This window comes from Nitrincola lacisaponensis, assembly GCF_000691225.1.
GTDB classification, from domain to species: Bacteria; Pseudomonadota; Gammaproteobacteria; order Pseudomonadales; family Balneatricaceae; genus Nitrincola; species Nitrincola lacisaponensis.
Genome location: NZ_JMSZ01000032.1, coordinates 432,530 through 456,295, shown reverse-complemented (window position 1 = coordinate 456,295; position 23,766 = coordinate 432,530). Strand labels below are relative to the sequence as shown.

Here is a 23,766-nt window from a genome sequence, read left to right as displayed (position 1 = left end):
TTCGGAGCCTGTTTATTCTCCGGAGCACTCCATGCTCAGACAGTCAGCATGGATTTTTCCAATGAATATAATGCCAACTCAATACACGCACAGGGCGATAGCTACTTTATCGAACGTGTGCGTGAGCTGACTGATGGCAGTGTTAATATCACATTGCATACCGGCGGCGCACTGGGATTTAACTCTGGCGATCACTTCTATGCGGTGGCGGATGGGGCCGTTGAAATTGCGGACACCCTTTCCGGTACAATGAGTGGTATTGATCCCATCTTCCTACTCTCGTCCCTACCCTTTATCGTCGATGGTGTTGACGATGCACGCCGCCTGTATGAGATAGCCAAGCCTCATTACGAAGCAGTTTTTGAAGATAACGATCAGATTCTGCTGTATGCATCGCCCTGGCCAGCCAGTGGTGTCTGGTCAAAAACAGCCATCAATAGCCAGGCTGATCTACGCAACCTCAGAATACGGACGTTTGACCGTAATGGCACCGAAACTTTCCGCAATGTAGGCGCGGCACCTGTCAGCTTATCCTGGGGAGATGTCGTCCCACAGCTGGCTACCGGAGGTATCACGGCTGTACTCACCTCAGCGGAAGCCGGTGCAAACGGCAGCTTCTGGGAGCATCAGGATCACTTCGCAGCGATTCAATATGCGATCCCACTGAATATGGTGCATATGAACAAGCGTGCTTTTGATCGCCTGGATGCTGCACAGCAAAGCGCGGTGCTTGAAGCCGCTCGTCTGACTGACCTGCACAACTGGAAGGCGGTTGAGACCCGTACAGAAGAAAATTATCAAACACTGAATCAGCATAATGTCACGATCAACGACCCGGTATCATCTGAGCTGTTCGATGCCCTGTCACAAGCCGCATCCAGCGTTGTTGAAAACTGGCTGAATTCGACCGGTGACAGAGGTCAGGCAATTTTTGCTGAATTCAGAGGTGAATAATGATTCTGTTACGTTTAGCTGAACGACTGTCAATGCTGCTCAACCGACTGGGCGCCTTGATTGCCATTGTGCTGATCATCTATATGCTGGGACATATTCTGCTTGAGATCCTGATGAGATCACTGGGAAAGTCCACCTTCATTATGGATGAGTACATAGGTTACGCCGTTGCAGCCATGACGTTTCTGGGTCTGCCTTATGTCTTGGAGAAGGGAGGCCTTATCCGGGTCTCCCTGATCCTGGATCGCATCCCCAAGAAATATCTCTGGCCGCTGGAATTGTTCAGCAGTCTGATCACCGCAAGCTGCTTTATCTGGATATCGATCTTCTGGTTTCGCAATGTACAACGCAGCTACAGCCGTGGTGTCATCAGCGAAACCCTGGCTGAAACACCTATCTGGATACCGGAAGGGGCTGTTTTACTGGGTATGTGGTTGATTTCTTTGTCGCTAGTCGTTAGAGCACTGAAGATTCTGTGTCTCCGCTCCCATTATCTATCGGAATCCAATAAACCCTAACCGACAAGGTACATGTCATGGATATACTCTGGGTTGCAGTTGGCGTTGCTGTGCTGCTGCTGTTTTTTCTATCGATGGGCACCTGGATTTTTGCATCCATGCTGGCCGTCTCGATCGGCTCACTCTGGTTACTGGGAGACTTTAATCCGGACCGGATAGGACTGATTTTTTCCCGTATTCTCTATCGTGCCAGTAACAGCTGGGAACTTTCAGCCATCCCGCTGTTTATACTGATGGGGGAATTAATTTTCCGTTCCAATCTTTCTGAACGCCTGTTTAAAGGACTGGTCCCCATTACCAGCCGTTTCCCTGGCGGGATTTTGCATACTAACGTACTGGGATGCACCTTGTTTGCAGCCGTCAGTGGCTCCAGTGCAGCGACAACAGCAACGATTGGCAAAATCACCACACAAGAGCTCAAAGCTCGAGGGTATAACCGGAATCTGTCCATCGGCTCTCTGGCAGGCGCAGGCAGCCTTGGCTTGCTGATCCCGCCTTCAATCGTGATGATTGTATATGGTGTTCAGGCTGAAGTGTCGATCAGCCAGCTGTTCATGGCAGGCGTGATACCGGGTCTGCTGATTGCAGCGCTATACAGCGGGTTTATTATGTTTAAAGCCTGGATGAACCCTGCACTGGCACCCAAACAGGAGATCCCGGGACAGACAATACTCCAGTCGCTGCAACTGCTGTTTCCCATCTTACTGCTGATTTTTATTGTTATCGGCTCTATCTACAGCGGTATCGCCACACCATCAGAAGCAGCTGCCGTAGGTGTTGCAGCCACACTGGTTTTACTCATTCTGGAACGTCAGATCAGTATCCCCTTACTGATACAGGCATTTCGTGGCACCCTCATCACCACCATCATGGTCTGCAGCCTGCTGGTCACTGCCATGCTGCTGTCAACCGCGATGGGATACCTGCACCTGCCTCGTGAACTGGCAGGCTGGATTGCCGCGCAAAACCTGAGTCCAATGATGTTGCTAATGGCACTGGCATTGTTCTATATCGTTTTGGGGCTGTTTCTGGACGGCATATCCATCACAGTGATGAGCTTGCCCATCACCCTGCCGATAGTTCTGCTGGCTGGTTTTGATCCGATCTGGTTCGGTATTTTCCTGATCATCATGATAGAACTCGGTCAGATCACACCACCTGTTGGATTTAACCTGTTTGTATTGCAAAGCCTGACAGGCGAAAGTATCAGTCGTGTTGCCTGGGCATCTCTGCCCTTCTTCCTGCTGATGTGTTTTGCGGCCTTACTGGTCAGCATCTGGCCAGAGATCGTACTCTGGTTACCTCAGGTGATGACGCGCTAATCCTCCCTGCAAAAAAAAGAGGGAACCTTAACCAGGTTCCCTCTTCCGCACCACCTCTGGATTGCCCCCCTTAACTTAACGAGTAATCCATAGAATAATCTCTGGATACATCGTAAACACCGCCACCGAACCAAGCAGGATTAACCAGTAAGGCAGAGATGCTTTGGCTGCATCAGTAATATTCACTTCATTGTTTGAGATGGAAGACAAGACAAACAGATTCAAGCCAACGGGTGGAGTAATCATCCCTATTTCAATCAGCAGTGTCACAATGATACCGAACCAGATCGGATCGAAGCCCAGGCTGGTTACCATCGGGAATGTAATAGGTAACGTCATCAACAGCAGTGAGATACCATCAAAGAAGCAACCCAGAACAATGTACACGATGACAATCATTAACAGTACGCCGTAGGGCCCGAAGCCAAGACTGCCGATTGCATCCACCGCAGCTCTGGGAATACCCAGAATACTGACAGCCTGTGACAGAATCACCGTACCTACCAGAATCATGCCTATCGCCGCGAACATGAAGGATGCACGCTGAAAAGCGATCCACAGGCGTTTCATGGAAAGGTCGCCCCAGGTAAAGCCAATCAGAATACTGGCCATCACACCCAATGCAGCAGACTCAGTCGGTGTCGCGATACCCAGATAAATCGTACCCAGTACAAAGAATATCAGAATGGGTAACGGCCAAATCTGCAAAATACCACGCCCGACTTCTCCCCAATCCATAGGATCTTTATGCACCGGAGTGACAGGCTCACCCACCTTGGAACGAATCATAATCCAGACGGAAAAACTCAGCGCAATTAACAAGCCAGGCAACATTCCGGCAAGAAACAGCTGACCAATTGAAACGCTCTGAGTAGCACCATAAATAATCAGTGCCAGACTGGGTGGAATCAGCAATCCCAGCGTGCCTCCGGCAGCCAGAGAGCCAACCACAATACTGGGCTTGTAGCCCCGGCGCCGTAATTCAGGGTAGCCAACTGAGCCGATAGCCGCAGCTGTAGATGTACTGGAACCACTGACAGCACCAAAGATGGTGCAGACCGCAATATTGGTATGTAACAGCTGTCCTGGTACTCGCTTGAACAAAGGTGTTAATCCGTTATAAACACGCTTGGAAACACCACTGGCGAGCAGAATTTCCCCCAGGAAGATGAACAGTGGTACCGCGCTCAGGGTAAAATCCGTGAGCAGGTTCCATGTCGCCGTTATTGCCAAAGGTGTAGCGCCATTTGCCTGAAAGTGCAGCAAAATCATACCCGTGAGTCCCAAAGCTGCCCCCAGAACTGCACCGGTCGACAGCAGCACAAACAAACTGCCACTCAAAAGTAACCAGCTCATAAATAGGCATCCTCACTATCGGTCAATATGGCTACAGGCTGTCTGAAACCATGGCGCAGCTGTACTAAAAGACACAGCACCATTGAAAACGGCATGATTGCCATCCAGGGCCACAACAAAATGCCACTGATATCCGTGGTGGAATGAATCTCTCTGGAAAAATTCATAAAATCAAATGACTCATACAGGAAAATTCCACAGAAACTCACCAGCGCCAGAGTTGCCAGTAAATCGGCCAGGATGACCAGCTTTGCGGGCAGAACCTTCAGCAATATCTCGATGCGAATATGCCGCCCCTGATTGAGAATATGCGGCAAACAAAAGAAGGTCAGTGAAATAAACAAAAGTCCGGCCAGCTCATCGGAGAAGCGTACCGGGCGACCGCCGATATAACGCATCAGCGTGCTGACAAAAATCAGTAGCGTCATCAGGATTCCACTGACAACACCGACCCAGAATACTGACTGGGTCAGTCGATCAATACACTGTTTATAGAGTTGCATATACAGTCCTTACCTCTTCATGCGCGAGCACATGAAGAGGTGTTTAAGAGGCTATCAGTTCTGTAAGTGTGACGTCACTGTCTGATAATAATGCACACCATCCTCACCCGCGCTTTCAGCCATTCCCTGCCAGACTTTCCAGGCAGCAGTCACGAAGGTTTGCACATCGTCATCTGAGAAAGGCTCCAATACTGTGATTCCCAGTGTTTCACGTTCGGCTCTGGCCGCTTGCTCACGCTCAGGATCAACAGCCAAATCACGCGTGATTTCCCATACCTCCTGCGCAGCCGACTCAAGTGCCGCCCGCTGTGTATCGTTCAAACGTGCCAGACTGCGATCACTGATACCAAACTGCCAGGGTGATGCTGCCCAAGGATGCAGGTAGGCCTCATAGCGCGTTACTTCTTGAAGGGATACGGTTTTGGCCACAGTAGACAGGTAGTAAGCACAATCAACTACACCAGTTTGCAATGCCATATACATATCATTTTGAGGAATAACCTGGGCAGCAATACCCAGTTCTTCAAAGGTGTCCACCAGGTGGCGAGACCAGACTCGTACTTTTTTGCCTTTTAAACCGTCCAGTGAATTGATCGGCTCTTTACAGTGCAGACCCACATCAAATACAGGTGCCACTACACCACCAATTGTGGTGATACCCCATTTTTTATAACCTTCGTTATACAGCTCGGTAATGACAGGTAGAATTTCCAGGTGCTGTTCCGACTCGGTAATAGCCCCCTGAGCATACACAGTAGATAAAGCAGGTGCATCACGCGTGTAATACTCACCATACATCAGTGCCATATCCACCATTCCACGCTGTAACGTACGTAGAATATCGGCTTCGCGCAGACCTAAACCACCACCATGAAATACTTCAACTTTCAGCTCACCATTGGACTTTTCGGCAACCAGGCGGGCAAACTCATCAATATGCGCAGCTTCAGGACGACTTTGTGCCAAACCACTATGGAAGCGCAGGGTTGTTTCTGCAACAGCACTACCACAAAATGATAGAACACAGGCAGCTGACACTATTTTAAATAGCTTGTTCTTTAATACGACTGACATAGCTGTAACCCCAATTTAGTTAAATAACCAAATCATTAGAGGGTTTAATTAACGGGATTACAACTTTCAAAGCGACTATAAATTATACCTACACGACAGATATATTTTATACCGGCACGGAAATAAAGGTAATTATAATTAAACTAAGTTAATTTAACCAAGCCTTATAAATCTAAAAGTTTTATCAATTAAAATACATACCTGCTAAACCATATATATTATTCAGGATGAAACGGATCTATAGCTTTAAAACCTTCTGTTTCAGAATATTCCCGACGCAGTTCAAACTGCTCCAGTATTGCCTGAGGCTCCTGCTGATCCAGCTGAGTGAAATCAAGAGCTGAAAAAGCCTGACGTGAAGCGCGTACAGAAATCAGATAATCATCCTGCTCAAAACCTGTATCCGGGTTGATTCGTGGGGTATAACCGGATACAACGACCTGATCTATCGCAGGTAGACTGGCGAACAGAACACCCATCACGCGAACAAGACTGGCATGCAGATGACGGGCATATTCTCGCTGACGCTGAATGGCAGGCTTGTCCCGAACATGCAACATCTGTCCTTGAGCAGCAACCTGTGCCATTTTGGGTGAAATCAGATCGACTGTAGGCAGATCAAGATCCAGCCACACACAGCGACTGTCCAGATTCAACTGAAAATCGATCAGTGTCTGACGTGGCCAATCCAGCTGATCAAGCTCAGCCATCAACACTTCAGTCATCACACTTTCGTCATTCAGTAACAGCGTAGCGAACTGCTCAGCATAAACCTGCTGTTCAGTATCGTGAGCCAGCTTTCGTGCCTTCCAGACTGAAGCATATGCCTTGTAACGTTGACGCGCGCGATCAGACGCGGATTTTGCCTGATGTGTTTCTGCCTTCCAGCGCAGCTTCGATGTTTGCCACTCATGCACCGCCTGCTGGTGAGCACGCACCATTTGCTGCTGACGTCCAGGAACCAGTCTGTGCCAAAAACGAATTGCGGGAGGCTGCGGGTAAACAGGTTCAGCCGGGAGCTTCAGGGGGTCCGGGCGTTGTGGTTCTGGCTCGACAAAAGGCGCCGGAACATAGCTTGGCATCTGACTGTCCGGCTTCGGTGTTTCACTATGCAGTTGCAGGTACTCCGACAGCACACCATTGACCTCGGCAGCCTCCTGCTCCAGCCATAAACGCACCAGATCAGGCTGATCGGCACATAGTTTGGCAAGGTCAGCATCACTCAGCCTGTCACCTTCCGGCGTACTGATACACAACTGCCCGGCGTCACTGAAAGTTACAGACAACAGATGTGCAGGTACAGCACGTGCATTGTCCAGTTGTACGCTGGCCTCATAAGCCTGAGACTGCCATTTCTGTTGTTGCCGTAATTGAAAGGCACGATGCTGATGCGCTCGCGTATTATCAAACCGACAAACGTAATGCAGCCCGGTGGAGGGCATTGAAAGCGACACCTGTCCCTGCTGGTCATGTTCAAACAGCGCCTGAGCTCTGGCCATATCAGAAAGATTGATGCCTCTCTGCCCGGCTTTCAAGCGTACACCCGCTGCCACGCTAAAGTTGTGACGAAATCTAAATGTCAACGTTATATCCCTAATCTGACCTGCATTCAGGTCGCTAACTTTGCCAGCCAATGCGGTGATCGACAAGCCATCTGTTCACTTTTATGTTGCCACGGCTTGTTCTGGATCAATACTGAAACGCCGTATTCTGTCTAGTATTGAATGTCGATCGCCCTGTCAACCTGGAGTCACCTGATGTCTATCTTCGCGCAGTTTTCGAAGGTTCGATTCACACTACTGATCATGCTGTTCAGCCTGATATCAGCACACTCGCTTGCCACAGACACACCCGCGATTGTCAATGCAGACTGGCTACACGAAAACCTGGGACGAACTGACTTACGCATTATAGATGTCCGTGCCCCTGAGCAATTCAATCAGGGCCATATCGAAGGTGCTGTTAATATTTACTATATGCGGCTGTTTGATGAGAATTTCAACATTCCTCGCCTTGATCAGTTGCGCCAGCAATTCAGTGAAGCGGGTATAGACGCATCCACTGAAGTGATTGCACTTGATGATGGCAGCTTTATCTGGGCAGCTCGCCTCTACTGGCTACTGGAAACTCTCGGTCATCCGCGTGTCAGCATGCTCAATGTCGGCCACGGTGACTGGCCCGAAGGCCTGCTACCTGTCACTACCGAGGCCAAACAGCCTGAAATGGCCGAATTTATTCCTCAGGTAGACAACAGTCGCTTGCAAACAAAACTTGGCACACTCCTGGCCATCGACAAAAAGCCCATTCTGGATGGACGCAGCAGTCGTCATTATCTGGGACAGGAATCCACAGCAACCCGATTTGGCCATATTCCCAGCGCACAGAATTTTCCCTGCTCCCAAAATTTTGAAACACAGGGTGAGTTTACCCGGATGCGGGATTTAACTGCTCTGGCTCCTGTTTATGAAAGCTTGCCCAAAGATGAAGAGATCATTCTCTATTGCGATGGCGGTGCTGAAGCAGCGCTGAACTATGTGGTCATGCAGGCACTTGGATACCGTGTATCGGTATATGATGGTTCCTGGCTGGAATGGGGGAACGATGCTGCACTGCCGATTCACAACCCATCCGCTGAACAGGCAGGCGAATGAAAGAACCGCAGTTCAAGGGTTCTATCCGGTATCAACTCATTGTCATGATTATGCTATTGGTGACAGTGACCGGAGGCACAGGCTATACCTTGTTTCTGTACTGGTTCATGTCCAATCAGCAACAGACAGCTCACGAACAGGCAGAAACAGTCGCCAGGGTTCTCAGCCAGGACTTTGCCCGCTTGCAGCTATTAAATGATGTTACAGTCGCTGCCGATATTTCAGCCAAACTGACATCCTTTCCTGAACTGATTTCCATGGTGCTATACACACCGGCAGGACAACCCATCCATCAATACCAGCGTAGCCAGTCGCACCCCGGCACAACGGATCATCAAGTTCAGTTTCGACTGCCAGCAGCCTATCAGGGTACAGCCCTGGGAGAAGTAGACATCGTTTTTCAAGCTGCCAGTCTCAGTGAAATACTCCGACGGGACAGTCTCGCAGTGGCTCTGATCGGTCTGCTGATGCTGATTGCATCATATCTGCTCGCATTCAGCGTTGAAAAACGCTTCAGTGGACCCTTATTACGGCTGGTACAGTTTCTCGAACAGATCAGCAATCGCCACCAACTGAGTCAGCGTATCAGCACTAACCAGAACAATGAGTTTGGCAAGCTCTACTGGGAAGTCAACACCATGCTGGAACGACTCGATCTGTCGCTCAGTCAGCAAAAATCAGCTGAAGCCAAGCTGGAATACCTGTCTCTGCACGACCCATTGACGGGTCTGGGAAATCGCAAGCTCTTGCTGGATACTCTGGAACAGTCCAGGCTGTACAAATCGGCAGGAGCACTGCTGTGCTTTGATCTGAATAACTTCAAGCTGGTCAATGACTCTTTCGGCCACGAAACCGGCGATCACTTGCTGTTGCAGGTTGCACACCGGATGCGCAAGGATTTCAAAGACGCTCAGTTACTGGTCAGACTGGGTGGTGACGAGTTCGCACTCTGGTTCGACAACCTGAGCAGCGCGGCCCCCTTGGCGGCACTGGAAGCAGAAAATCTGGCTGAACGTATACTTGAACAGCTCAGCTTTCCTTTTTATTTGAATGACCGCAACATATCCTGCAGCGCCAGCGTGGGTATTGCCATCTCAACCCCGATGGAACCCGTTCTGCCAGTACAACTGATTCAGCAGGCAGATGCAGCTCTGCATCAGGCCAAACGCGATGATCATGCCCATATTGCCTTTTATGATGCCCGCGCAGAACAGATTGCCCGTGAATACATCGAACTCCATACAGCTTTACGACAAGCCCTGGATGAACAGGAGTTCCAGCTTCACTATCAACCGCAAACATTGGCTGACGGCCAGGTTGTCGGGGCAGAAGCACTGATTCGCTGGCAGCGTCCTGGTCATGGACTGATTTCACCCTTGAGCTTCATCCCGGCAGCGGAGCGGTCAGGATTGATTCTGCCCCTGGGTGAGTGGGTGTTGCAGGAGGCCTGCCGGACATTACAACGATGGCATAAATCACCGGCTACTGCCTCCCTCACACTGTCAATCAACGTCAGTACACGACAATTCCATCAGGATGATTTTATTCATCAGGTTGCTCAGGCATTACAGCTCAGCCAGGCAAACCCCAGACAGCTGAAGCTGGAGCTGACCGAATCATTACTCGCCGAAGATCTCGACAAGGTCGTCGACACCATGAAAGCACTCGCTAATCTAGGCGTACAGATTTCACTGGATGACTTTGGTACAGGCTACTCTTCACTGCAGTACTTACAACGCCTGCCCCTGCATCAGATCAAGGTGGACCAATCCTTTATTCGGGAGTTATTGAATAAAAACAGCAAGGATACCGCGATTGTTCGTACTCTATTGTCACTCGGAGAAGCCTTCGGCTTTGCGGTGCTGGCTGAGGGGGTCGAAACCCGTGAGCAACTCAACTACTTGTGCCAGTTGGGCTACACCGAATTCCAGGGCTACTATTTCAGCCCCCCCTTGCCATTGACCCAGTTTGAAACCTATTGCCAACGGCACATCGACTGATCAGCCAAATCTGTCCCAGGCAATGCCGGACCAGATCAGCACAGTGACCAGCAACGAGAACAAGACTGCCGCCGACCCCAGATCCTTGGCCAGTCCAGCCAGCGGGTTATATTCCGTACCAGCCCGATCCACCACTGCCTCAATTGCGGTATTTATCAACTCCAGTGTTAACACCCAAAGCAGCGAACTGATCAGTAACGCCAGTTGCAACCCTGTTTCGGCCAGCCAGACCGCAATAGGCAAGAGTACAATGCTAGCCCATACCTCATAGCGAAATGCCGGCTCAGTCAAGTAAGCGGAACGCAATCCTTTCCAGGAATAGCGGGTTGCATGGTAAAAGCGTGCCAAGCCACGGGCTTTACTGACCGGCATAGCCAATCCTCGGTTGTCATGATGATCACTCATAATACATTAGCGCTATGCTTCAAGCGCTCCAGTTCATCACGATAACCGGCTGCTTTTTCAAACTCCAGATTACGGGCGGCCTCATACATCTGATCTTCCAGACGCGACAGGGTACGGGCAAGCTCTTTCGGTGTCAGCGTGGCTTCATCAACACGATACTCGGCAGCAGGCTCTGCCACTTTACGTGCACCACGGGACGATTTGCGTGAACCGGGTGCCTGCGCACCTTCCATAATATCGGCAACCGACTTGAAGATACCTTTAGGCGTGATGCCCTGTGCCTCATTATGCGCCAGCTGTTTCAGGCGTCGACGCTCGGTTTCATCCATTGCCCGTTGCATTGAGCCGGTAATCCGGTCGGCATACAGGATCGCCCGGCCATTCACATTACGTGCGGCACGACCGACTGTCTGAATCATCGAGGTCTCTGAGCGCAGGAAGCCTTCTTTATCCGCATCCAGAATGGCAACAAGGGAAACTTCAGGCATATCAATACCTTCACGCAACAAATTAATCCCTACCAACACATCAAATTCACCGATTCGCAGATCACGGATAATCTCAACCCGCTCAACCGTATCGATATCGGAATGCAGATAACGGACACGTACGCCATGCTCAGCCAGATACTCGGTCAGGTCTTCTGCCATGCGCTTGGTCAACACAGTGACAACAACACGCTCACCACGCTTGGCAACCTGATGAATTTCACCTAACAGATCATCCACCTGTGTCGTAGCCGGTCGCACTTCAATTACCGGATCAACCAGACCTGTAGGACGCACTACCTGCTCCACTATCTGCTGAGCATTCGCAGCTTCGTATTTGCTGGGCGTAGCTGAAACAAAGATCATCTGGGGCGCCATCTGTTCCCACTCTTCAAACTTGAGTGGCCGGTTATCCAGTGCCGAGGGCAAGCGAAAACCATATTCGACAAGTGTTTCCTTGCGCGAACGATCGCCCCGGTACATGGCACCGATCTGCGGTACGGTGACGTGTGACTCATCAATCACCAACAAGGCATTATCCGGCAGGTAATCAAACAGTGTTGGCGGGGCCATCCCCATGTCACGCCCGGACAGGTAGCGCGAATAGTTTTCGATACCGGAGCAATAGCCCAACTCCAGAATCATCTCGATATCATAGAGAGTACGTTGCTCCAGTCGCTGAGCTTCCACCAGCTTGTTGTTCTCTTTCAATTGCGCCAGCCGTTCAACCAGCTCTGCCTTGATCTTCTGGGTTGCGTCTACCAGGGTATCGCGAGGTGTTACGTAATGCGTTTTGGGATAAATAGTTGCGCGTGGTACACGGCGCAGCACTTCGCCAGTAAGGGGGTCGAAATAGCTGATCTGATCGACCTCTTCATCAAACAACTCGATCCGTATCGCCTCTTTTTCCGATTCAGCCGGAAATACATCGATCACATCGCCACGTACCCGGTAGTTACCCCGATGCAGCTCCACATCATTGCGGGTGTATTGCAGCTCGGCCAGACGACGCAGCAGCGTCCGCTGATCAATCTGGTCTCCCCGGTCCAGATGCAGCATCATCGACAGATAGGACTCCGGGTCACCCAAACCATAAATGGCTGAAACGGTGGCGACGATGATGGCATCGTCACGCTCAAGCAGAGCCTTGGTGGCCGACAGGCGCATCTGCTCGATATGATCGTTTATAGAAGCATCTTTCTCAATAAACGTATCAGACGACGGCACGTAGGCTTCCGGCTGGTAGTAATCGTAGTAGGAAACGAAGTACTCAACCGCATTGTCGGGAAAAAATTCCTTGAACTCACCATACAGCTGCGCAGCCAGTGTTTTGTTGTGCGCCATGATGATAGTTGGCCGCTGGATCTGGGCAATCACATTGGCGATGGTGAAGGTTTTACCTGAACCGGTAACCCCCAGCAAGGTCTGTGCTGCCAACCCGGAGTCGATGCCGTCAACCAGCAGTCGTATCGCTTCAGGCTGATCACCCGCCGGTTGAAAACCGGAATGCACTTTAAAACGCTGCTTCACCTTGAACTCCTGTATTTTTTCATCAATTTCGACCTTACGGGGATTTAGAGAAATTCAACTATACTGTATGCTTTAGCCTGTTTTTTACACCAGACAACCATGAGGGTTATTAGCTTGGACGTTCAGCTTTCCGACCGTGTGAACAGCATCAAACCATCGCCCACCCTGGCCGTGACCAACCGCGCTGCCGAACTGCGTGCAGCGGGTAAAAATATTATTGGCCTGGGTGCTGGTGAGCCTGATTTTGATACCCCGGATCACATCAAGGCTGCCGCTATTGATGCGATCAATAACGGCTTCACCAAATACACGGCAGTGGACGGTACTCCCGGCCTGAAAAAAGCCATTATAGCGAAATTCAAGCGCGATAACGGCCTCAGCTACGAGCCTAATCAAATTCTGGTCTCCAGTGGTGGCAAACAGAGCTTCTTCAACATGGCTCTGGCACTGCTGAACGAAGGCGATGAAGTGATTATTCCGGCACCTTACTGGGTTTCTTACCCTGACATGGTACTGGTAGCAGACGCACAACCCGTGATTCTGGAAACCACCCAGGAAAACCGCTTCAAAATCACACCTGATCAGCTGGAAGCTGCTATCAATGAGCGCACCCGTGTGGTGGTACTGAACAGTCCATCCAACCCGTCAGGTGTCGCCTACACGCTGGAAGAACTGAAAGCGCTGGGTGAAGTACTGAAACACTACCCGGATATCATCATTGCAACCGATGATATGTACGAACACATCCTGTTTGGCGATCAGCCATTCTGCAACATTCTGAATGCCTGTCCGGAACTCTACGATCAAACCATCGTACTCAACGGCGTATCCAAAGCCTACTCCATGACAGGATGGCGTATCGGTTATGCTGCCGGCCCTGCCAAGCTGATTGGCGCCATGAAAAAAGTGCAGTCTCAAAGCACCTCCAACCCCAACTCCATCGCACAGGTAGCTGCAGAAGCTGCGCTGAACGGTGATCAGGGCTGTGTTGCAGAGATGGTCAAGGCGTTCAAAGCACGTCATGACTTCGTGGTGAAATCTCTGAATGAGATTGAAGGTGTCGAGTGCATTCACGCCGATGGTACCTTCTATGCTTTCCCGAGCTTCCAGAAAGTCATCGACAGCCGTCCGGAGTTTGCCGACGATATTGCGCTGGCGGAGTATTTGCTGCTTGAAGCAGGCGTCGCACTGGTACCGGGCTCAGCTTTCGGTGCACCTGGCAACCTGCGACTGTCCTTCGCGACCAGCATGGACGTACTTGAAGATGCCATTGCACGTATCAAGAAAGCGTTGAGCTAATCCTTTACGGGCGCTTTGCGCCCGTTTTATGTTTCGGGTAACTGACGATGAAAACCAAGATCATTCCGGCCCTGTTTGATGCGGCAGAAGCACCCATGCTACTGATTAATGATCAGGTACATGAATGGTCGAATGCACGCTTTCGTGAGCTACCCGAATCACTGCGTCGCTCAGTACTGACCTGGGCTCAAAATCAGTCCGAAGACTGGTTGGAACTGGAAGGTTACCGTTTTCAACGGCTCCAGGTTGAAGAACATACAGCGATTCTGGGCTACATCGTGGATCGCAATCGCCTGCAGCGCACTCTGTTGCTGAAATTACTACCAGCACTGCAGATGGGTGGCGACCCCTACCAGAACACTGCCGCTGTACTGGGCCCACTGCTAGGCTGGAAAAACTGCCTGGCAGCCAAACGAAAGAGCAACCGAACGCTTGAGGTGCTGGGACATTGGCAAGACGGCCAACTGCTGTCACCCACCACCCTGCCGCTGACCGGTAATGCCGCGCAGGCCTTCTATGAAGGCGAGTCGCCAAAAGACCAGCAGAAAGGCCTGGCACGCGAGTTTCCACTGGATGAGTTGATCCAGGAGACGCCTTCGGCCCTGTGGATAGGACAACGCCTGGATCTGCCCGAGCAACAGGGTGTAGGTCATCTATGTATCTGGAACCCTCCGGAACATGTCGATATTGATCTGGCCGAGTGGCTACTGGGACTGGCAGCAGACACGCTGAGCGCCTGGCTGATGAGCCATGCCCAGGCTGCCAACAAGGATTATGAACCTTCCAATGAGCCACTGGATCAACTCACTGGCCTGCCTGGACCAAAAACCTTTGACCTGGCGCTGATCCATGCAGTCTCAACACACCAGCAAACCGGACAGGATTTTCTGGTTGCACTGGTCGATATCGATGGACTGACACATATTAATGACCAATACGGAAAACCAGCGGGAGACCGGCTGATTCACCGCTTTGCAGATGATTTGTTGAATATGTGCCGTCGCCGTGACCAGGTCTTCAGACTCGGTGGCGATGAATTCCTGTTACTTATGCCGATTACCCATACCCCGCCTCCAGTCACTAAACGACTCAATCGTATCAGCGCCCAGATTCGGGAAAAAATGCCCGAATTCGGCCTCAACCTGGCCACAGCAACCCTCTCAGAAGTAAAAGGTAGCGGTGAAGAACTGATGCTGACCATCGATCAACGCCTCAAGGCCCTGAAAAGCGCCAAATAACCGCTCTACCGCAGTGCATCATTTTTTTACGAGCCAATATTGTACTGACCGGTCAGTATAGGTATTATAGCTAACACCTTCTAGAACACTTGGTTTAAAAAACATGACGAAAGGCAGACCCCCAACGCACAGCCGCGAAAAACTGCTGGAAAAAGGCATTGAGCTGTTCCATCAACACGGCTACCACGGCACAGGCTTGACCACCATTCTGCAGGCCTGCCAGGTTTCCAAAGGCTCGTTTTACAACTTTTTCAACAGCAAAGAAGAATATGCCGTTGAAGTAATTGAGTTTTATCAAGCCTTGGAAATTGATCGATGGAATCAGGAGTTTGCCCTGCTTGAAGGGAATCACTTTGTAAAGATACGCAAAGCTCTGGACCACATGGTTGAAGAACTCGACAGCTGCCGCGAGAATGTAGGCTGTCTGATTGCCAACCTGTCAGGTGAAATCGGCAACGCGTCACCGGCATTACGCCAGGCGATCAGTCGTGCAACATCACGTGTACTGGGATTGATGGCTGAAGACTTCATGATCTGCCAGCAAGAAGGCAGCGTACGCACAGACCTGAAACCTGAAGTACTGGCCCAACTGGTCTGGGATTGCTGGCAAGGTGCTCTGTTACGCATGAAAGTAGAAGACTCACGCGCTCCACTTCGCCAGACACTGGCATTGCTATGGGAGCACATTTTACCCTCGGCCGCCCCCCGGGAATCTGATCGCGACTTCAACAAGGAACAGCTCGCATGAAACATTTTCGTACCGCATTATCATCATCTGTGCTCAGTCTGGGGCTGGCTTTCGTAACGCTTCCCGTCATAGCTCAACAGTCTCAGGGGCTTCCCGCCGAGGTACACCAGGTGGATACCACAGCACTGGACCAGGTACTCAACGCAGTTGGTACATTGCGTGCCAATGAGTCCGTCATTCTGCGTCCAGAGGTCAGTGGCCGCATCTCTGCCATTCTGTTTCGTGAAGGCGAAGCCGTCAGCGCAGATCAGCCGCTGATTCAGCTGGATAGCGCTTCCTATGAAGCTGAACTGGCCCAGGCTCAAGCTCAGGCGAACCTCAGTCGAGTTGAATACCAGCGCGCCGCTGACCTGCTGGAGCGACGCGTAGGCTCACAGACGGATCGTGATACACGTCTGGCACAACTTCGCGTCAATGAGGCGCAGGTTGAGCTGGCACGCACCCAACTGGCTAAAACCACCATTCGGGCACCCTTTGATGCCATGGTTGGTCTGCGCCACGTCAGCCCGGGTGACTTTGTTTCAGCCGGACAGGATCTGGTTGAGGTCGTAGACAGCCACGAAATGAAACTGGATTTCACTCTGCCTGAGCGTAACCTGAGTCAGATTCAGGTTGGTCAGCGCATTGAAATCAAGGTCGATGCACTGCCTGACCAAACGTTCCAGGGCGAGATCTATGCCATTTCACCCTCGTCTCGCAGCGGCAGTCATAACCTGAGCATTCGTGCCCGTGTACCCAATGATGAAGGACTGCTGCGTCCTGGCTTGTTTGCGCGCATCATCATTATCACCGGTCAGGACCCTCAAGCCATGATGGTGCCAGAAAGCGCCATCATCCCGGAAAATAATGAATTTTTCATCATGCGCCTGAATGACGAAAATCAGGTCAGCCTGGTCCCCGTGACGATTGGCAGTCGCCGTATTGGTGAAGTACAGATTCTCAGCGGTCTTGAAGCTGGCGATATCATCGTCACCGCCGGACAGATCAAACTGCGCCCGGGCATGCCCGTCACACCTATCTTCCCGCAGACTGACAATCAAGGATCCGATGCATGATACTTTCTGACATCAGCATAAAACGGCCCGTTCTCGCGACCGTTATCAGCCTGCTGGTACTGCTGGTCGGCCTCATTTCCTACGACCGTCTGACGGTACGAGAGTACCCTCGCACCGACACCCCGGTTGTTACCGTGGATACCATCTATGCAGGTGCCAGCGCGTCGATTATTGAATCCCAGGTTACCAAAATCATTGAGGACTCGCTCTCAGGGATTGAAGGTATCGACTTCATGAGTTCGATCAGCCGTTCAGAGCGTAGCCAGATCACCATCAACTTCCGCCTGGACCGTGATCCGGATGCAGCGGCCAACGATGTACGTGACCGCGTCAGTCGTGTACGTGGGCAGCTCCCGGATGATATTGATGAGCCGATTGTCGCCAAGTCCGAAGCCGATGCTCAGCCCATCATGTGGATTGCACTCTCCTCCGATGTGCATAATCCCATGGAAGTCACCGACTTCGCTCAGCGCCGTGTACGTGATCCGCTCCAAACCGTAACAGGTGTTGCCAGCGTACGTATGGGTGGCGAGCGCCGCTATGCCATGCGCCTGTGGCTCGACCCTGAAAAAATGGCCGCCTACCAGGTCATCCCTCAGGATATTGAAGCCGCCCTGCGCGCCCAGAATATTGAGCTGCCCGCAGGCCGCATTGAAAGTGTTGACCGGGAATTCACCATTCTGGCGCAAACCGATCTGAATGAAGCCGAAGAATTCGAACAGGTTATCATTCGTCAGGATGGCGACTATCTGGTTCGCGTCTCGGATGTTGCCCGTGTCGAAATTGCCCCTGAAGCTTCACGCAACTATGCCCGCTTCAATGGCGTCAATGCCCAGGGCCTGGGGGTTGTGCGTCAATCCACAGCCAACCCGCTGGATGTGTCTGCAGGTGTCAGGGAAATGCTGGCCACTATTGAGCCGACCCTGCCGGAAGGCATGAAGATTCAAGTCGCTTACGACTCTTCAATCTTTATCGAGCGCTCCATTGAATCCGTTTATCAAACCCTGATGATCGCCGGCGCTCTGGTGGTACTGGTTATTTTCTTTTTCCTCAGAAACCCTCGCGCCACCCTGATACCGGTTGTGACAATACCACTGTCATTGATCGGTGCCTTTGCGATGATGTACTTGATGAACTTCTCCATCAACACCCTGACACTGCTGGCACTGGTGCTGGCAATCGGATTGGTGGTGGATGATGCCATCGTCATGCTGGAAAATATTTTCCGACACGTTGAAGAAGGCTTGCATCCAATACAGGCCGCCTTTAAAGGCAGTCGTGAAATTGGCTTTGCGATTGTCGCCACCACCGCAACACTGGTCGCAGTGTTTGTCCCGGTGAGTTTTGCCGGTGGTCAGACAGGTCGCCTGTTTACCGAGTTTGCACTGACACTGGCCGGTGCTGTTGTCGTGTCCACGTTTATCGCACTGACACTGTCACCCATGCTCTGTTCACGACTGCTGCATCACGAAAAGAAGCACAGTGCCATTTTCAACCTGATTGAAGGCTGGCTGGTTGGTCTGAGTAATGGGTATCACTGGCTACTGGAAAAAACGCTCAATGCACGCGTATTTGCTCTGCTGTTGATGGCCGCCAGTCTCGGTGGTGCAGCGTACTTCTACACCCTGTTGCCACAGGAGCTGGCGCCTATCGAAGACCGCAGCACCATTATGACCTTCTCGGTAAACCCGGATGGCTCATCCGTAGAGTACGTCAACCGTTACGCCAAACAGGTAGAAGCCATCATTAGTGGAGTGCCTGAGCGTACCCATCACTTTGCCATTACCGGCTTCCCCAGCGAAACCAACTCACTGACGTTCGTACGCCTGGAAGACTGGGAAAACCGCAGTCGTTCACAGCAGGAAATCGCTGCTGAGTTGACAGGCCAGCTGTATGGTGGCGTACCCGGCAACATGTCCTTTGCCATCAACCTGCCCTCTCTCGGTCAAAGCTTCATCTCCCGTCCGGTTGAGTTCGTCATCAAGACAACCGGAGATTATGAAGATCTGAAAGAGATCACGGATCAGATGCTGTCGCGCATTGCCGAGAACCCCAACTTCCAGCAGGTCGATACAGATCTCAAGCTGAACAAGCCGGAACTGCAGTTAACGCTGAACCGTGAAAAGGTTGCTGAAGCCGGACTCAGTATTGCAGAGGTGGGCCGCAGCCTGGAAACCTACATGTCAGGACGTTCGCTGACGCGATTCAAGCGCGGCGGCGAACAGTATGATGTCATCCTGCAAATTGAAGATGACTTCCGTCGTACACGCGACGACCTGTCACGTATCTATGTGCGCTCTACTGATGGTGAAATGATTCAGCTGAGTAACTTCATTACGGTTGAAGAAACGGTCGCACCACGTGAGCTGAACCATTTCGACAAACTGAAAGCTGTAAAGATCCAGTCCATGCTGACACCCGGCTACAGCCTGGGTGACGCTCTGGACTTCCTGGAGCAAACCCTGGCAGAAGTAGCGCCTGAAGCCCTGTTTGATTATGCCGGTCAATCACGCGAATTCCGTGAGTCCGCAAATACCATGCAGGTCACCTTCGTACTGTCGCTGATCTTTATCTTCCTGGTATTGGCCGCACAGTTCGAAAGCTTCAAAAACCCGTTGATCATCATGCTGGCTGTGCCTCCCGCACTGGCAGGTGGACTCATTGCACTCTACTATTCAGGTGGCAGCCTGAATATCTACAGTCAAATTGGTCTGATTACCCTGGTGGGTCTGGTCACCAAACATGGTATTCTGATTATCGAGTTTGCCAACCAGCTACAGGACAAAGGCCTGGAACTGAGAGAAGCCATCATCGAAGCCGCGTCCTTGCGCCTGCGTCCGATCCTGATGACCACGGGTGCAACAGTTCTGGGAACACTCCCACTGGCCATGGCCGTAGGTGCCGGTGCCGAGTCACGCCACCAGATCGGCTGGGTCATCGTTGGCGGCATGTTGCTGGGAACCTTGCTGACACTGTTTGTCATACCCACCATCTATAGTATTTTTGGTAAACGTAAATTTAAAGTCATTGAGCCTAATTATGAAAACTAAGGACTGCGCTGTGAAAATGCTGAAAAGACTTTTATTACCAACCCTGGTCAGCTCAGCCCTGACAGTATCCGGGCTGGCGAGTGCCGGTCCACTGGCAGATCTCTACCGGCTGGCACTGGAAAACGACCCGCAGCTAAGACAGGCTGAAGCCGAGTTCATGGCCGGCCAGGAGGCCCCGATTCAGGGTCGTGCCGCCCTGCTGCCTCGCGCCAGTCTGAATGCCAGCACCAGCGACACCTCCGGTGGAGATCACACCACCGGATATAGCGTCAGTCTGGAACAGCCGGTGTTTGATGCTGCCAGCTACTACAACTTCAAACGCACCGAACTCATGGCAGAAAATGCATCAATCGTATTCGATCAGGCTCAACAGCAACTGATTTTGCGTAGTGTCAGCGTATATCTGGATGTATTGCGTGCCAGAAGCACGCTGGAAAATGCCCAGGCACAGGAGCGCGCCCTGCAAAGACGTCTGGATCAGGTCAATGCACAGTTTGAAGTCGGCCTGATTGCGATTACCGACGTACAGGAAGCCCAGGCCGCTTACGATCTGGCAGTCGTGGTCAGAATTGATGCTGAAGGTGACCTGGAAAACAGCTACGAAGCGCTTGAGCGCCTGACAGGACAACCTTTTAATCAGGTCGCGTATCTGAATCCGGAGTACCCGATTGTAGGTATCCAGCCTGCTGAACCTCAGCCCTGGCTGGAAAAGGCACTACAGGACAACCTGGGACTGCGCATTGCGGACACCCAACTGGAAATGGCCAGACGCAACGTGCAGAGCAAACGCAGTGATCATCTTCCAACCGTTTCGGTGGGTCTGACCCACCGCAACAACCGCATACACGGTGCAGGCACTGGCTGGAATGACAATAATACAGTCGCACTCAGCATGAACCTGCCGCTCTATGCCGGTGGCAGCATTGACTCTTCACAACGTCAGGCCGAGCATGAGCAGATCGCTACAACACATCTGCGAGAAGACACTCGCCGTGCAGTGACTGAAGGGACACGTTCACTGTTGCGCACACTGCAAACCAGCGTACAGAGTGTACGTGCACGTCAGCAGAGCATCGTCTCCCGTGAAACAGCACTGAGAGCGACAGAAGAAGGCTTTAATGTCGGTACACGAAATGTCGTTGATGTACTGCAGGCGGAACAGAACCTGTTCGAAGCACGTCTGGCTTACGAGAATGCGCGTCTGGATCACATTAATGCACTGTTCCAGTTCAAACAGACTATCGGAACACTGAATCCCGATGATATCTATGCACTGGATGAGTGGCTGATTGACTGAGGCCTGAAGCCTCTGCGGGATGACCCTTCACCTCAGTGAAGGGTAATTCCCAGGGGTTTTACCTGTTCCTTGATGGCATCAAAGCGCTCCCGCAACTCTTCCAGCGGGAATAAACCGAAGTCCAGTGGGTCTTCCGGCAACTCATACCAGTCCAATGACCAGATACGCGTCATCAACTCAAACTCACCGATCAGCGCATCCATGAAAATCATCACCGCTTCAACACGCGGATCGAGATCCAGAATTTCGGGTAAATCTTGCAGATAAACCGCCAGCTGCAGCTTGCCGTCAATGAGTCGCAATGAACACCAGAACTCATCAATCAGACAGATCTCATCACCCAGGTTGACACGAGCCGGTACCGGATTACAACGCTCATTGAACGCCTTGAACTGAATACCGGTCAGGGAAGGTGCCATACTGACAAGACTTAACACAGAATGGATAGACTCAGGATAACCATCACAGCCGAACACCATTTCGACCGGCCCCTCCCCTTCATCCCTTTCAAAATGAAAGGTCAGATTGCGATCAATTTTTTGCAGTGATTCCCGGTACTCATCCAGCAATCGGTCAGCATCAAAATAGTTATCACTCTGACTCTCCAGCAGCTTGTCCAGGGTCTTTTCAAGCTGGCTCCAAAAAGCCTGTATCTGTTCGAAATCAGTGATCATAGATCCTCGGATGCGTATCATCAGGTTCTCGGTACCACAACACCTGTCTGTCCCTGGTATTTACCCGCTCGATCCTTGTAAGAGGTTTCACAGACTTCATCAGCACCCAGGAACAACATCTGCGCCACACCCTCATTGGCATAAATACGGGCAGGCAGCGGCGTGGTATTGGAAAACTCCAGCGTCACATGTCCTTCCCATTCTGGTTCCAGCGGCGTGACATTGACGATGATACCGCAGCGCGCATAGGTGCTTTTACCCAGGCAGATGGTCAACACATCGCGTGGGATACGGAAGTACTCGACCGTCCGGGCCAGCGCAAAAGAGTTTGGCGGAATAATGCAGACATCGGACTGCACATCGACAAAGCTCCGGTCATCGAACTGTTTCGGATCAACAATACTGGAGTTGATGTTGGTAAAAATTTTAAATTCGTCTGCACAGCGGACATCATAGCCATAACTGGATGTGCCATAAGACACAATGGGCTGATTGTTCGACCGTCTGACCTGATTCGGTTCAAACGGCTCGATCATCTGTTGCTCCAGCGCCATCTTTCGGATCCACCGGTCTGATTTGATACCCATACACGCTCGCATTCGTTGGTGACTGAAAAATATGTCTCAGTATAGAGAACTGAACTAACCCGCTATTTTAACCCGAGACGCAAAAAAAAACCGCCCCTTTTTACAGAGGCGGCAATCACCTGATACTTAACTCGCTGGGAACAAACTTCTTACTCTCTCAGGTATCAGTCATTATAGACTGCGATCGACGGACCGGAGTTCCCGGCCGCAGCGATTTTTTTCGTCAAATCGGCAGTTTTTCGCGCAATCTCACGGTAGATCGCGGCAACACGGCCCTCTGGTTCAGATACAACCGAAGGTACACCGCTGTCGGTCTGCTCACGGATCGACGCCACCAGGGGTAACTGGCCCAACAATTCAGTCTGATACTCACGGGCAATACGCTCACCACCCCCGGTACCAAAAATAGCCTCTTCATGACCACAGGAACTGCAGATATGCAAACTCATGTTTTCAACGACACCCAGGACCGGAATATCAACCTTGCGGAACATTTCGATACCTTTCTTGCAATCCAGCAGCGCAATATCCTGAGGCGTGGTCACAATCACGGCTCCGGTTACCGGCACTTTCTGCGACAATGTCAGCTGAATATCACCGGTTCCTGGTGGCATATCCACGATCAGATAGTCCAGATCTTTCCAGCGCGTCTGCGTCATCAGTTGCTGCAAGGCCCCTGCTGCCATCGGGCCACGCCAGACCATCGGAGTGGAATCTGTAACCAGAAAGCTCATCGACATCACCTGAATGCCATGGGCTTCCAGTGGCAGGAAATGCTTGTCCTCATCAGCCTGAGGCCGTGTACCCGATGGAATACCCAGCATCATCCCCTGACTTGGACCATAAATGTCTGCATCCAGAATACCGGTACGATAGCCTTCAGCCGATAACGCCAAAGCCAGATTCACTGCGGTTGTTGATTTGCCTACACCACCCTTGCCGGAGGCGACGGCGATAATCTGTTTTACCCCTTCCAGACCTGGCGCTGCGCCCATCTGCTGTACTGCTGACATAGTT

General features: G+C 51.5%; 20 protein-coding genes. 11 read left to right on the top strand and 9 right to left on the bottom strand.

From position 1 onward, the window contains the following. The first annotated feature begins 48 nt into the window (after positions 1-48). From ADINL_RS12170 to ADINL_RS12160, 3 genes are read left to right on the top strand one after another with little or no spacing between them, the layout of a single operon-like run. Positions 49-954, top strand: a complete 906-nt coding sequence (locus ADINL_RS12170) for a TRAP transporter substrate-binding protein (RefSeq protein ID WP_239644383.1) — start codon at positions 49-51, stop codon at positions 952-954. After that, entirely contained in the window at positions 954-1,472 is a 519-nt protein-coding gene (locus ADINL_RS12165) for a TRAP transporter small permease (protein ID WP_036548245.1), read from the top strand. The genes ADINL_RS12170 and ADINL_RS12165 overlap by 1 nt, the downstream gene beginning before the upstream one ends. A 17-nt stretch (positions 1,473-1,489) precedes the next feature. Beyond that, complete coding sequence (locus tag ADINL_RS12160; RefSeq protein WP_036548241.1) at positions 1,490-2,794, top strand: TRAP transporter large permease; 1,305 nt, start codon at positions 1,490-1,492, stop codon at positions 2,792-2,794. 75 nt (positions 2,795-2,869) lie between these two features. Here the strand turns inward: ADINL_RS12160 and ADINL_RS12155 are convergent, their stop codons facing one another. From ADINL_RS12155 to ADINL_RS12140, 4 genes are all read right to left on the bottom strand, one after another. Then, positions 2,870-4,150 carry a TRAP transporter large permease gene (locus ADINL_RS12155; protein WP_036548238.1) on the bottom strand — a complete coding sequence of 427 codons (1,281 nt, stop codon included), beginning with the start codon at positions 4,148-4,150 and terminating at the stop codon, positions 2,870-2,872. Next, on the bottom strand, positions 4,147-4,653 hold the full coding sequence (locus ADINL_RS12150) for a TRAP transporter small permease (RefSeq protein WP_036548235.1): 507 nt from the start codon (positions 4,651-4,653) through the stop codon (positions 4,147-4,149). Before ADINL_RS12150 ends, ADINL_RS12155 begins: the two co-directional genes overlap by 4 nt. Positions 4,654-4,707: 54 nt before the next feature. Further along, positions 4,708-5,727 carry a TRAP transporter substrate-binding protein gene (locus tag ADINL_RS12145; protein WP_051632770.1) on the bottom strand — a complete coding sequence of 340 codons (1,020 nt, stop codon included), beginning with the start codon at positions 5,725-5,727 and terminating at the stop codon, positions 4,708-4,710. Positions 5,728-5,945: 218 nt separating this feature from the next. Then, entirely contained in the window at positions 5,946-7,310 is a 1,365-nt protein-coding gene (locus ADINL_RS12140; RefSeq protein WP_152547672.1) for a DUF4236 domain-containing protein, read from the bottom strand. Between the two features lie 174 nt (positions 7,311-7,484). On the opposite strand from ADINL_RS12140, the gene ADINL_RS12135 reads away from it, so the two are divergent. Then, positions 7,485-8,378: a sulfurtransferase gene (locus tag ADINL_RS12135; protein WP_036548229.1), complete on the top strand. Its 894-nt coding sequence runs from the start codon at positions 7,485-7,487 to the stop codon at positions 8,376-8,378. Continuing rightward, positions 8,375-10,378 (top strand): putative bifunctional diguanylate cyclase/phosphodiesterase, encoded by a 2,004-nt coding sequence (locus ADINL_RS12130; protein WP_051632769.1) that lies wholly within the window; start codon positions 8,375-8,377, stop codon positions 10,376-10,378. The genes ADINL_RS12135 and ADINL_RS12130 overlap by 4 nt, the downstream gene beginning before the upstream one ends. Here the strand turns inward: ADINL_RS12130 and ADINL_RS12125 are convergent, their stop codons facing one another. Together ADINL_RS12125 and uvrB are read right to left on the bottom strand one after the other, a co-directional pair. Then, positions 10,379-10,750, bottom strand: coding sequence for a diacylglycerol kinase (locus ADINL_RS12125; protein WP_051632816.1), 372 nt, complete (start codon positions 10,748-10,750; stop codon positions 10,379-10,381). A gap of 29 nt (positions 10,751-10,779) precedes the next feature. Then, positions 10,780-12,801, bottom strand: coding sequence for an excinuclease ABC subunit UvrB (gene uvrB / locus ADINL_RS12120; RefSeq protein ID WP_084154495.1), 2,022 nt, complete (start codon positions 12,799-12,801; stop codon positions 10,780-10,782). Positions 12,802-12,915: 114 nt separating this feature from the next. On the opposite strand from uvrB, the gene ADINL_RS12115 reads away from it, so the two are divergent. The 6 genes from ADINL_RS12115 to ADINL_RS12090 all read left to right on the top strand — a co-directional run bounded on the left by ADINL_RS12115 (position 12,916) and on the right by ADINL_RS12090 (position 21,488). After that, positions 12,916-14,100: a pyridoxal phosphate-dependent aminotransferase gene (locus tag ADINL_RS12115; RefSeq protein WP_036548224.1), complete on the top strand. Its 1,185-nt coding sequence runs from the start codon at positions 12,916-12,918 to the stop codon at positions 14,098-14,100. Positions 14,101-14,147: 47 nt separating this feature from the next. After that, positions 14,148-15,338: a GGDEF domain-containing protein gene (locus ADINL_RS16045; RefSeq protein WP_051632767.1), complete on the top strand. Its 1,191-nt coding sequence runs from the start codon at positions 14,148-14,150 to the stop codon at positions 15,336-15,338. A gap of 103 nt (positions 15,339-15,441) precedes the next feature. After that, positions 15,442-16,086 carry a TetR/AcrR family transcriptional regulator gene (locus ADINL_RS12105; RefSeq protein WP_036548219.1) on the top strand — a complete coding sequence of 215 codons (645 nt, stop codon included), beginning with the start codon at positions 15,442-15,444 and terminating at the stop codon, positions 16,084-16,086. Next, a complete protein-coding gene (locus ADINL_RS12100; RefSeq protein WP_036548215.1) occupies positions 16,083-17,141 on the top strand; it encodes an efflux RND transporter periplasmic adaptor subunit in 1,059 nt (352 codons plus the stop codon). The genes ADINL_RS12105 and ADINL_RS12100 overlap by 4 nt, the downstream gene beginning before the upstream one ends. Beyond that, positions 17,138-20,191, top strand: a complete 3,054-nt coding sequence (locus tag ADINL_RS12095) for an efflux RND transporter permease subunit (protein ID WP_036548212.1) — start codon at positions 17,138-17,140, stop codon at positions 20,189-20,191. Before ADINL_RS12100 ends, ADINL_RS12095 begins: the two co-directional genes overlap by 4 nt. A 16-nt stretch (positions 20,192-20,207) precedes the next feature. Next, positions 20,208-21,488, top strand: coding sequence for a TolC family outer membrane protein (locus ADINL_RS12090; protein ID WP_036548801.1), 1,281 nt, complete (start codon positions 20,208-20,210; stop codon positions 21,486-21,488). 32 nt (positions 21,489-21,520) lie between these two features. Here ADINL_RS12090 and ADINL_RS12085 read toward each other — a convergent pair whose 3' ends face one another. From ADINL_RS12085 to apbC, 3 genes are all read right to left on the bottom strand, one after another. After that, a complete protein-coding gene (locus ADINL_RS12085) occupies positions 21,521-22,162 on the bottom strand; it encodes a hypothetical protein (protein WP_036548210.1) in 642 nt (213 codons plus the stop codon). Between the two features lie 20 nt (positions 22,163-22,182). Further along, entirely contained in the window at positions 22,183-22,749 is a 567-nt protein-coding gene (dcd, locus tag ADINL_RS12080; RefSeq protein WP_036548208.1) for a dCTP deaminase, read from the bottom strand. Between the two features lie 164 nt (positions 22,750-22,913). Then, entirely contained in the window at positions 22,914-23,762 is an 849-nt protein-coding gene (gene apbC / locus ADINL_RS12075; RefSeq protein WP_084154494.1) for an iron-sulfur cluster carrier protein ApbC, read from the bottom strand. Positions 23,763-23,766: the final 4 nt, after the last annotated feature.